Origin of the sequence: Fictibacillus sp. 5RED26, from assembly GCF_015903895.1 — a bacterium.
Taxonomy (GTDB): Bacteria; Bacillota; Bacilli; order Bacillales; family Fictibacillaceae; genus Fictibacillus; species Fictibacillus phosphorivorans.
On record NZ_JACZDU010000023.1, the window covers coordinates 1 to 1,385 of the forward strand.

The following is a 1,385-nucleotide window of genomic DNA, read 5'->3' on the forward strand; positions in this document are numbered from 1 at the left end:
TTTTTAAGGATAAGCCCTCGACCGATTAGTATCTGTCAGCTCCACGTGTCACCACGCTTCCACACCAGACCTATCAACCTCATCATCTCTAAGGGGTCTTACTCACTTGCGTGATGGGAAATCTCATCTTGAGGGGGGCTTCATGCTTAGATGCTTTCAGCACTTATCCCGTCCACACGTAGCTACCCAGCTATGCCCCTGGCGGAACAACTGGTACACCAGCGGTGTGTCCATCCCGGTCCTCTCGTACTAAGGACAGCTCCTCTCAAATTTCCTGCGCCCGCGACGGATAGGGACCGAACTGTCTCACGACGTTCTGAACCCAGCTCGCGTACCGCTTTAATGGGCGAACAGCCCAACCCTTGGGACCTACTTCAGCCCCAGGATGCGATGAGCCGACATCGAGGTGCCAAACCTCCCCGTCGATGTGGACTCTTGGGGGAGATAAGCCTGTTATCCCCAGGGTAGCTTTTATCCGTTGAGCGATGGCCCTTCCATGCGGAACCACCGGATCACTAAGCCCGACTTTCGTCCCTGCTCGACTTGTAGGTCTCGCAGTCAAGCTCCCTTGTGCCTTTACACTCTGCGAATGATTTCCAACCATTCTGAGGGAACCTTTGGGCGCCTCCGTTACTGTTTAGGAGGCGACCGCCCCAGTCAAACTGCCCACCTGACACTGTCTCCGAACCGGATTACGGTCCAAGGTTAGAATTTCAATACAGCCAGGGTAGTATCCCACCGACGCCTCCACCGAAGCTGGCGCTCCGGCTTCTCAGGCTCCTACCTATCCTGTACAAGCTGTACCAAAATCCAATATCAAGTTGCAGTAAAGCTCCATGGGGTCTTTCCGTCCTGTCGCGGGTAACCTGCATCTTCACAGGTACTATAATTTCACCGGGTCTCTCGTTGAGACAGTATCCAAGTCGTTACACCTTTCGTGCGGGTCGGAACTTACCCGACAAGGAATTTCGCTACCTTAGGACCGTTATAGTTACGGCCGCCGTTTACTGGGGCTTCAATTCAGAGCTTCTCCCAAAAGGGATAACCCCTCCTCTTAACCTTCCAGCACCGGGCAGGTGTCAGCCCCTATACTTCACCTTGCGGTTTCGCAGAGACCTGTGTTTTTGCTAAACAGTCGCTTGGATCTATTCACTGCGGCTCTCTCGGGCGATAAACCCTATCAGAGCACCCCTTCTCCCGAAGTTACGGGGTCATTTTGCCGAGTTCCTTAACGAGAGTTCTCCCGATCATCTTAGGATTCTCTCCTCGCCTACCTGTGTCGGTTTGCGGTACGGGCACCTCTTTCCTCACTAGAGGCTTTTCTTGGCAGTGTAGGATCAGGGACTTCGGTACTAAAATTTCCCTCGCCATCACAGCTCAGCCTT

Annotated in this window: 1 rRNA gene; it reads right to left on the reverse strand. The window is 53.5% G+C overall.

The features are described 5' to 3' along the window. Nucleotides 1-5 precede the first annotated feature (5 nt). Nucleotides 6-1,385, reverse strand: a 23S ribosomal RNA gene (locus IHV10_RS22595); the annotation flags it as partial.